Here is a 10758-nt window from a genome sequence, read left to right as displayed (position 1 = left end):
TGGGCGCGGACTTACGAGATGACTGAGATATACAAGCCGTGGACTGACGCGACCGGCCGATATTTCGATTGGGTCGAGGAGCTTTGGGCCCTGGAGGCGGAACGGAAGGCGCGAAGCGGAGACACGCAAGAGTCCCTCATGATGCCCGTGTCGGAGTTGCAGTTGCCGACACTCCGTTTTCTCGTCGATTGCCTCGAAGCAATCAGAGGCAATCCGGATCTCATGGGCAGGATTTCCGACCTGGCCCGGCTCTACCCCACGCCCGATCAATTGCCGGAGCAGGAGTCGCACGAGCTCGCTCATCTGGTTCGGATGTTCATCACCTGGTTCGAGCTCAAGAAAGAATTCGGGCAGGGCAGAACCACCTCGCCGCCGATGAACACGACGGCTTCAGGGTTCCTCTATGGGATTCTCTACGATCAGGAACGGGGAAGCCTGCGGTGCTCGGACGCCGAAGCAATCAGGCAGGAAGTTCCTCCGGACTTTTTCGTCGACGATTTGTAGCTTGATTGGGGATTGTGAGTCAGCTGGTCGATCCGGCCGTGTCGCCGAAGACCAAGGTGGGACTGGGGGGCGGGGGAGAAGACCTCGCGCAAACAAAACGAGGGAATCTCGCCGAGCTCGAGCGGTGAATGACGATAAAGACTCGAAAAAAGACAGGAACTTGCTCGGGTCCCGTCCGCAGGAGAGGGATGCAATGACGGAAAGAATCAGGCCGATCAGGACCGCAGGAACGGTGCCGGCCGACTATCACGGAGCCGTCTACTGGCGATTGGTCCAGTACCATCCACTCACCGGAAAGAGCGACGAGCCGATCGAATTCCTCGACAGCCGTGAGCGCCAGGATCGGCTGTGGATCGATCGCATCAAGATGCCGGGCAAGGACATCTTTGATTCCGGAACGGTGTTTGACGAGAACGGTCAGATCTTCCCGGAGTGGAAAGTGCCTTTGAAGGCAAGGTGGACCAGCAATCGACCGGTGCAGGTTGAATATGCTGCAGGCACTCGTTCAGCTCGCGTAAGCGAACGTGTCTATGACGCAATTCAGTCGCTGGAGCCGAACAAGCATCACGCCTTTCCGATCGATATTGCTCGATCGGATGGGACAATCGAACGTCGATACGAGCTCTTCTTCGCACAGAGCGCGCTGCTTGGGGAGCGGGAATTGCACCCAGAGGCGAATAATCTCAAATCTTTTGAAAAGCCGTTTGGAGCATACCGCTATCAACCCGCGTCGTGGATGCGGGCAACGCACGCTCAAGAGAACCATTTCGGATATCTGGACCGCGAAGTCGTCGGCGATCATCAATGGTTCAAGGGGACCGACACCAACCACATCTTCTCGCCGACGTTGTTTGAAAAGCTTCAGCCGTTCGGCGACATTTTTGAGAAGTGGTTCGTCGCTCTTCCTATCGGTATGGCGGGCTGAGGGGATCGCGCATGGTGGGGGAGGCTGAGACGAGCAAGGAGAGCTCGTGACGCTCTTCGACCGGGCGCGTCATGACGCGATATGCGTCGAAAAGTAGACTTCATGTGCGCCGCTTTTTGAGCGCGGATGGTATGGTCCGCATCTGTCGATCTCACAAAGATAGGTAGACCAGGAAAATGGCTTACATCATCCGCGAAGATTTCGCGCACACTCTCGGCGAAACCGAAATCGAATACATTGACGACGACAGGACAGTCCTACGCGCATTTTTCGATCAGAGCGTCGCCTATCCCGGAACGATCGCTCGAGTGTCTTGGGTCAGTGGGACTCGCATTCCGCCCGAGGTTGTGCCCCGCCGGCTGCGCCTCACCAAGGGCAAGCCGGTGTATGATTGGCTGATCTTGCGTGGGGGCGGAACCCTGGTCAGTGCGCGACTAAGAGAGGCGATCGAGGCGCTTGATCCCGGACGCCATCAGTTTTTCCCGGTAGTTGTCGAAGACAAAATGGGTGTCGCCCAGCCCGGCGAGTTCTTCATCTTCAACGTCGTCGGAAGGATCGATTCGATCATTGAAGACCGAAGCAATCTAAAGGCAAGCGGACGCGGCGAGGTCGAAAACTGGGGCTACGAACGCCGCGTCGGGCCATGGCAATGCGCGCTGAATGTGGCCGTCATCGGCGGCAGGGCATGCTGGGTCGAACATCGTTTTGGCAAATGTTGGTTCATCTCCGACCGATTAGCCGCGCTGCTGCAAGAACGCAAACTCAAAGGGTTCGTTCTGGATGAGCATAGCGACGAAATCTCGCTCTAATCGATCAATTCATCCCCCGGGGATCAAGGATTTGCCAGATGGCCGAGTTCGATTTTCCAACGGATCCGCTTCTCATTGACGGCGTGAAACGCCCAGACGGCACTTGGTTCTTCGAACGGGGTAGGCCTAACGCGTCCGGGACGGAAAGAGCGCCTTTCAAAAGCAACATATCCATCCCAAGGACGTAGGATTGGTTGAGCTATTCGCGAAAACCGATCGCACTTGTTTCGTGGTAGACTGACCGCACACGGTCGCAACTTCGTTCCGGTGGATGCTTCTCGTTTCACCCTCAAACGAGCAAAGCGGAAGCCATCCTTGCCGATCGACCGTTCTGAGCCGATCATAGTCGCCGTTGAAGGGAAGCGGTGATCGGCAAGAGGTGGGGTTCGCGAAGAGCTCTACCCGTCCCAACGTGCTGGGTGAACATCGTTTGCCCATTCATCGCCCGCCGGCGGCGTCGCTGCGCAAGCGCAAGCCGACAGAATTCGGAAGAACGCGCCACCAAGAGTCGCCTCCTGTGACGGCACGGTGACAGCACGTGTCTTCGCGGCGTCGCTGCGAGCTTCTCAAGAACCTCAAGCACGGGGGCTCGTCTTCAGAAGACCCCGCGTTTTCTCTCGGTGCTTGTCAATAGGAACAATGCAAAATGGATCGACACATCCTGCAACATTTTTTTGGGCGTATCGCGGTTTCGTCTTGAAGTTGTATGCGGGTTAACGTTCTATGAACACCGAAGGAGGGGCAGTGGGGCTGCTTCCGATCACCTGCGATAGACCTTTACGTCCGCTTTCGCTGGCAACGGCGGGCCGGCGGTGTGTGCAGATGACGGGTATCGTTGCGTCGGCTGACTTGCGGCCCCAGACGGGCCGGACGCCTTCGCGGCAGCTCAACTCCCCTCGATCGCGATACGCCCCCGTAGGGCGGATTGAAACGAGGGAGCGAGAGCCATGGCAAAGAGCGCGAACGAGACGGCGGCCGCCGGCAAGCCGGCATTGAACGGGATCAAGGGCGGGGGCGCGGCCCAGCCGGGCGATGCGAAAGAGCGTGCGCTGGATCCGCAGGTGCTGGCGCAGATCGCCGCGTTCAAGATGCGGATCCAGGCCGGCGTCGGCGAGGTCGTCCTCGCCATGCTCAACCTGCCGCGCTACCGCAACCAGACCCTGGCCGACGTCATGCATCTCGTCGTCGAGCCGATGACGCGCGACCGCATCGCCATCGCCAAGACCGTTGTAGAGCCCGGCGGCGAGGGCAAGGTCGAGGAGACCGCCGGCATCGCGATCTGGGCCAGCGTCTCCGACGAGGTCGACGCCAAGATCCGGGAGCAGATCCAGGCCCGCGTGTTCCCGATCCGCCTCAAGGCCGAGGACTGGACCAGCGGCGAGACCACCTGGCTGCTCGACGTCATCGCCCCCTCGCAAAAAGTCGCCACCGCCGTGCTCGCCAACTTCAAGCAGGTGGTGAAGGACAAGCCGGTGCGGATTCACCCGATCGTGAGTCAGCTGGTTGATCCGGCCGTGCTGGAGAAGATGAAGGTGCGGCCGGTGGGGGAGGCGGGAGAGAAAGCGGACAAGGACGCCGGCAAGTGAAGCGGATAGGCGCCATGACACCGATGTACGGCCGCACGAGCCTTGTGCTCGCTTCGGCTGCCGCATTGTCGGTGTTCGCTGGCTTCTGGGCTGGCGTTGCCCATGCTGACGACGTACCCAATCTGGGCCGGGCGGAATACTTCCATTTCTCGCTCGACATGACTCCGATCCGCATCAGCCTCGTCAATGATGTCGTCGGCAAGGCTAACTTCCCGGATCTGGTCGTGCCGCGGGCTTATGTGGTTTTCGTCAACAGGGCGCCGCATAGCAATAAAGGACCGCTGCCGTCGCAACTGAGTTCGAACGAAGTTGAACTCGCGTTCGTTGATGGAAGCGGTCAAGCCTGGAGCGTGGCGGTAACGGAGCGATCGCGGCGAGATGGCATCGATCGTACGACTGCCGGCCAACGCATGCGTGCCCAAGAAACCTCCATTCGCATTAGTCCAGCCACAAAGCCGAATGAAGCCTACGCCGCTGATGCGCGTGCCAACGTTACGCGGTCCGCGCCGGATCGCCAGGCCGACAGTTTTGAAGGTTTGGCGCATTACCGGGGGGTCTCTAGCTTCTCCTATTACGTTGGCGGTGCCGACGACGAGTTCTTCTCGGTGCGGTGCCAAGCGAAGTTAAACCCTGAATTCCTCTGCAGCTACACAATGTCGATCACCGAAGGCGTCGTGGCCTTTGCCAGCTTTGTCGACTTCCGCCTTTATGGCGGCCGCGCCTATGCCAACCGCCGCCTGCGCTTTGCTCGTGAGGTAGCGTGCCGCTACCTCACCCGCTGCTAAATCCTCATCCCGGAGTCTCGACCGTGGCCATCGCGCAAGCACAAATCGACGAGATGCAAAGGCTGCTGAATTCAGGAGACCGTGCGGGCGCTTATCTTTACTATTATGAGCTGATCAAAGATATCGACCCGTCTGCCGGTCGCCAAATATTGATCCAGGCCCAGATTACAACCTATAGCGGATTCTTTGGCGGCGCTGCTCTGATCGGCAATGCGCTCGCGAAACATGCCAATCCGGATTTGTATCCGCCGACGCTCGACGGCTTTTCTGTAGATATCGTCCAAGGTTTGATCGACGCTATTCAGAATGATCCTGATGGTGATCATGTTATCACACGCGACCAGATACAGCGAGCCGACAGCGATGTTTGGGCAGGAAAGGGCTTGCGGGACTACTTTCCCGGCAATGTTCAGCTGTTTCGACTGGGTCCGGATTTTCTGTTTTCGGAGGGAACGCTCAACGCAGCGCTTGCAGGACTGCAACTGATCTTCGGCTCGCAGGTTGGCAACCCGCGATCAAAGTTTACTGGTGCAGGTTACAGAACGATAGAGACCAGCGACTACCTCATCATCAGAAAAGTCGGCGGCGAAGACGATGGTCAAGTCGTCTATGTGGAAGACAAGCTGGGTATTGCTGCCGAGGAGACCCTTGGATTAAATGAACACCCGGCCCTCGTCGTGGGCGGCATTGCCGCAGCGACGCTCTCTGCCCTGAGCCTCGTGGTCGGTATTCCGACGACGGCGATGCTGGTGGCACTCGGTGTTTCCGCGATCAATTCAAATGACGCGGCCAGCCAAGCTGCTGGTGTCGGGCTGCGCAAGTTGTGGCAGTCCATCTTCGTGGATGTAACGGCCAACGAAAGCCTTGCCTATCAATTCAAGGAATTTGTCGGAGCTAACGGCATCGCTGTCGTCCCGAACGCTTCACTGCCGACGAAACTGCTGTGGGACGACTTTAAGGTCATTCTGCGTTCGCAGGGCGATTTTGCAGCCACGGCCGAACCCGAAATCGTTGTTGGCTTCAACACAGCCATCGTCAACGCGGGCTCCGGTCAGGATATCCTAGTCGGCTTCAAGACGTCACAGATGCGAGGCGGCGGCGACAATGATTGGCTGTTCGGCAAGAATGACGCAAGGCTGTATGGAGAGCAGGGCGATGATCTCCTGATCGGCGCCAATAACGCAATTCTCAACGGTGGCGAGGGAAAGGACTGGCTGGTCCATTTCGGATCCGGTGAGGCCTATGGTGGTGCAGGCGACGACATTGTCGGCGGGCTTGGTGCACAATATGTAGGCGGCCACCAACTGAAGTTGGATGGCGGCTCCGGCAAGGACTGGGTGATCGCGATTGGCGGCGAGCGTGCGATTACCGCTGGCGGGACCGGCCGCGACTTGATCATAAATCTGACAAATGGCGGCGAAATCTACGGCGATACGATCGATGGAATCGATCCGGAGACCGGCCAGAAGGTCGAGGATAGCGCTGCCAACAGTGATCTCATTTTTTATTCGGCAAACACGGTCGTCATGGATGCGCAGCATCATGACGTCCTCTCGTTCTATGGATTGACACTTACTGGCGGAAATGCGGAGGGCGGCATCGCAGGCCTTGCTGCATTCGGCGGTCTTCTCGGCGCTACCGTCGGCATGGCCAATTTCTTTAATTCTCTGGACGAGAACGGCAAGTACGATCCGGCGCGCTCAGTCTATTTCGACCATCTGTTCCCTTGGATGACTTATGTGTTTCGGCCCAACGCTAATGGCGGGCTGGATATGTACATCACCAATCAGTTCGACCAGCTGTTTACGGCGGTGTTCGGCGGTACAGCGAGTGATGCTTACAAGGCGCAACAAGCGCTCGATGCGCAGGGCATCCTGAAGGGCTGGATGAAGGTCAAGGATTTCGACCTCGTCGGCAGTTATATCGGGGCGCGCCAGGCGGAACTCGCCGGCGAAGGCGACTTCGGTATGGTGTTCAAAGCCGTCAATCCGCTCGCGGACCTGATGGAGATGGTCCAGCCACTGGTCGGTGTGATCGGCATGGCGTTGGCCGCGCAGTATGGCGGGATAACGTTGGTCGATCAGGCTTTGACCTTGGGGGCCGCCGCGGCGAGATTTGCCAAGGGCATGGCGTGGGCCACCGGCACCGATCCGCTGGTGATCGATCTCGATGGCGACGGCATCGAGACGACCGATCTCGGCGTGAGCCCGGTCTATTTCGATATCGACCACGATCTGTTCGCCGAGCGCACCGGCTGGCTCAAGGGCGACGACGGCTTCCTGGTCCGCGACCTCAACGGCAATGGCGGGATCGACGACATCTCGGAGATGTTCGGCGGCGTCGGTCAGTCCGGCTTTGCGCAGCTCTCGCAGCTCGATTCCAATGGCGACGTCAAGATCACGGCCGCGGACGTGCTGTGGTCCGAACTCAGGGTATGGCAGGATCTCGACAGTGACGGCATCACCGATGCCGGCGAGCTGAAGACGCTCGATCAGCTCGGCATCGTCAGCATCGATCTCGGCGCCACCGCGATCGACATCACCACGCCCGACGGCGCGCGGCTGACCGGCGTCGGCGACATCACCTTCCAGAGCGGCGCCGTCAGGCGCATGTTCGATGCCATCCTGGCCTCGAACGACACCGACACCAGATATGCCGGCGAGGCCGGCCACGCGGCCTGGCAGTCGGGCTCGACGCTCGACGTCAAGGGCTTTGGGCGGGTGACCAACCTCGCGGTCGCTGCCGCCAACGACATCGCGTTCGGCGAGCTCGTGACGGCCACGGCGGCGGCAATGACGACGCCGAAGCTGCGCACGCTGGTGGCGCAGGCCGGCGAGGTGCTCGGCGCCTGGGGCGAGGCGCTGGAGCAGACGCGCGAGCTGACGCCCGTGCTGGTCGGCACCGACGCGAATGGCAAGGCCGTGCTGCTGGACCGCGGCGTCTATGTCGAGGACGGCCAGGGCGGCTATTGGACGCTCGCCTCCGGCGCACCCGTGCTCGACGCGCAGGGCCAGCCGATCGCGCGCGCCACCATGCAGGACGTGCTGGCGCAGGCGGCGGCGTCCGGCGCGACCTGGCGCCTGGAGCAGACCTGGTCGCCGTCCGACCGCGACGCCGCGCTGACGGACCGCGATGCCGCGCCCTATCTGATGAGCGTCGTCAACGGGCGCGCCGTCATCCTCGACTATGGCATCAAGCAGGCCGACGGCAGCTGGAAGCTCGCCTCCGATGCCGCCACCAGCTACGCCAGCAAGGACGCCATCCTCGCGCTCGCCCATCCCACCGGCACCGAGTGGCGGACCGAGCAGCTCGGCTTCAACCCCTATGCCAACCTTCCCGTCGACAAGATCGGCGTGCGCTTCACCGACGGCATCGCCGTCGACTACACCGTCGAGGTGACCGACCAGGACGGCACCTTCTACGTCTGGGCGCGCAATCTCGACCGTGCCCTGCAGCTGGAATGGAAGACCGGTGACAGCCGGGAATTCAACCTGCGCAATTACGCGATCGACTTCGATACGCTGGACGAGGTGAATTCGACCGACGATTCCACCTACCGCGTCGAGATGCTGACGCCGGCGCAATTCCACTTCGCAACTTCGCTGGGCGGAATCGATTTCCGCCCCGAGATGCTGACGGCGCAGCTCGACAATGCGACCGGGCACATCGCCTATGCCGTCGGCCCCGGCGGCAGCGCCAACCTGTCGACCGATCCTGCGCACTACGTCTCCGGCATCGCAACCATGATCGACATGCTGCAGCCGGTCATGGAGCAGTACATCGCGACCTCGCGCCGCTATGCGGTGCGCATCGCGATGCAGGGCGGCCTCAAGGACTTCTTCCGGGGCGTCACCTACGATCTCGCCTCCGACAGCTACAAGCCGACGACCAATCGCGAGCTCGCCCCGATGTTCGAGGCGATTTTTGCCGGCGCGCCGGCGAGCAATACTGACGATGCCGTGTTCGACTACCTCGCGCAGTGGAACGGCATCCTCGCGCAGGTCTATCCGGACTATCGTCCCTCCGGCGAAGGCAATCTCGGCGGCAGCACGCTCGCGGTCAACCAGGCCTTCATCATGCAGATGATGCTGCCGGCGTTCGAGACCGTCGGCGTCGATCTCGACATCCGCGGCGTCGCGCACGCGCTCGGGATCAGCGACGAGCGCATCATCACCCACGCGGCCGGCGACGTCATCGTCAACGGCACCGATGCGACCGACTATTTCTACATGACCGCGGGGAACCAGACCCTGCGCGGCGGCAAAGGCGCCGACTACTATTTCGTCGGACGTAGTTCCGGCGACGACGTCATCGACGACAAGGACTTCGGCGACGGCGACGAGCTGCGCCTCACCGACGTGCTGTCGACCGACGTCAAGGCGATCCGCGACGGCGAGGATTTGATCCTTGAGATCCGCGGCCGCACCAACACCATCCGCCTGACCGATCAGTTTCTCGGCGAGAACAACGAACTTCTGAGCAACGGCAACCGGGTCGATTCCGGCGTCAGCGCCATCGTGTTCGCCGACGGCGTCGCCTGGGACCGCTTCCGCATGTCGATGGAGGTGCTCGACAGGGAGCGCGCCGCCGGGCAGTTCAACGACAGCCTGATGGGCTCGGGCTCGGCCGACATCCTCTGGGGCGGCAAGGGCAATGACTACATGAGCGGCGGCGCCGGCGGGGACATCTACGTGTTCCAGGCCGGCGACGGGCAGGACGTCATCGACGACCTCGGCAATTTCTCGTTCGGGCCGGTCAAGGCCGGCATCGACGTGCTCAGCTTCAAGAACGGCATCAAGCTCGAAAACCTGAAGCTGATCCGCGACGGCGAAAGCCCCGATCTGCAGATCGTCTTCCTCGACGACAACGGCCAGCCGACGGGCGACACGCTCGTCATCAAGGCCCAGTTCGCCGGCATCAAGACCGGTCTCGGCCTGTTCTCCGACGCGCTCGGCTCGAGCGACGGGCTCGACTATGTCGCGCCGAACCTGATCGAGCGCTTCGTCTTCGATGACGGCTCGAGCATGGACTTCACGCAAATCGTGCAGAAGGTGCTGGAGAACGCCAAGACCGCGAACGACGACGCGATCTACGGCATGATCAACGCCAACACGCTCGACGGCGGCGCCGGCAACGATTTCCTGTCCGGCAAGGAGGGCGACGACACCTATATCTTCGGCCGCGGCTATGGCCGCGACGTCGTGGTCGACAATTCCATTCCGGGCCTGTTCGATCCGCCGCAGCACGACAAGCTGCAATTCGTCGACGAGATCCGCTGGACCGACCTCGATTTCCTGCGCGACGGCGCCAGCGATACGCTGCGAATGCGCATCAAGGGCACGACCGACGAGATCGTGCTGCAGGACTTCCTCGCCACGGTTCCGATCCTCGGCTTCATCAACGTCATCGAGGACATCCAGTTCGGCGACGGCACGGTCTGGACCGGGTTCAAGCTGGCCCAGCACTACATCGACATCGCCAAGACCGCCGGCAACGACACCATCTACGGCTACGACGAGCTGTCCGACTCGATCGACGGCGGCGCCGGCGACGACCGTCTCGTCGGCTTCGGCGGCAACGACGTCTATTCCGTCGCGCTCGGGGAGGGCAACGACACCATCCTCGACAGCTCGGGCAACGACCAGGTCATTCTCTCCGGCATCGCCTCGACCGACGTCGACTTCTCCCGCACCGCGCTCGACCTGATCATCACGGTTCGCGCCACCGGCCAGCGCTTCGTGCTGGAGAACCAGTACGTGCGCGACGACGGTCAGACCTACGCGGTCGAAAGCCTGGTCTTCACCGATCGCACGGTCTCGTTCCTCGACGTCAATCCCGAGGATATCGATCTCGTCGGGAGCAACGGCGACGAGACCATCACCGGCTCGAATTTCGCCGAGACGCTCGACGGGCGCGGCGGCAACGACACGCTGACCGGCGGCGACGGCGGCGACACCTACAAGTTCGATGCCGGCTACGGCCAGGACGTCATCATCGACCGTCGTGCGCGCGCGAGCTGGCCAGACCGCCGCGGCGTGCACGTGCCGGTGGACGACGTCGTTCAGTTCGGCGGCGGTATCACCCGCGACAATGTCGTCTTCACCAAGGACGGCGACGACCTCCTGATCTCGATCACCGGCCGCACCGAC

At 61.2% G+C, this 10758-nt stretch carries 7 protein-coding genes (1 of these 7 cut by a window edge); 6 read left to right on the top strand and 1 reads right to left on the bottom strand.

Annotated elements, in window-relative coordinates; translation table 11 throughout:
- Positions 1–18: 18 nt before the first annotated feature.
- The 5 genes from AC24YW_RS03300 to AC24YW_RS03280 all read left to right on the top strand — a co-directional run bounded on the left by AC24YW_RS03300 (position 19) and on the right by AC24YW_RS03280 (position 4609).
- A complete protein-coding gene (locus AC24YW_RS03300; protein WP_487481355.1) occupies positions 19–504 on the top strand; it encodes a hypothetical protein in 486 nt (161 codons plus the stop codon).
- A gap of 193 nt (positions 505–697) precedes the next feature.
- The gene (locus AC24YW_RS03295; protein ID WP_487481354.1) at positions 698–1429 is read left to right on the top strand and encodes a hypothetical protein; all 732 of its coding nucleotides are present in this window, start codon (positions 698–700) and stop codon (positions 1427–1429) included.
- Between the two features lie 176 nt (positions 1430–1605).
- Positions 1606–2238: an imm11 family protein gene (locus AC24YW_RS03290; RefSeq protein WP_487481353.1), complete on the top strand. Its 633-nt coding sequence runs from the start codon at positions 1606–1608 to the stop codon at positions 2236–2238.
- A 947-nt stretch (positions 2239–3185) separates the two neighbouring features.
- Complete coding sequence (locus AC24YW_RS03285) at positions 3186–3824, top strand: toxin-activating lysine-acyltransferase (RefSeq protein WP_487481352.1); 639 nt, start codon at positions 3186–3188, stop codon at positions 3822–3824.
- Positions 3825–3838: 14 nt separating this feature from the next.
- Complete coding sequence (locus AC24YW_RS03280) at positions 3839–4609, top strand: hypothetical protein (RefSeq protein WP_487481351.1); 771 nt, start codon at positions 3839–3841, stop codon at positions 4607–4609.
- Between the two features lie 71 nt (positions 4610–4680).
- On the opposite strand, the gene AC24YW_RS03275 is transcribed toward AC24YW_RS03280, so the two are convergent.
- On the bottom strand, positions 4681–4935 hold the full coding sequence (locus AC24YW_RS03275; RefSeq protein ID WP_487481350.1) for a hypothetical protein: 255 nt from the start codon (positions 4933–4935) through the stop codon (positions 4681–4683).
- 57 nt (positions 4936–4992) lie between these two features.
- Between AC24YW_RS03275 and AC24YW_RS03270 the strand changes: the two genes are divergently transcribed.
- Positions 4993–10758, top strand: the 5' end (the start) of a protein-coding gene (locus AC24YW_RS03270) for a tandem-95 repeat protein (RefSeq protein ID WP_487481349.1). It continues 26688 nt past the right edge of the window; 5766 of the gene's 32454 nt are visible here — the first part of the coding sequence; it begins with the start codon at positions 4993–4995; its stop codon lies beyond the right edge, outside the window.

Source organism: Bradyrhizobium sp. USDA3516, from assembly GCF_057651995.1.
Note: the sequence above shows the minus strand (reverse complement) of the source record. Positions and strands in the feature narration are given on the sequence as shown.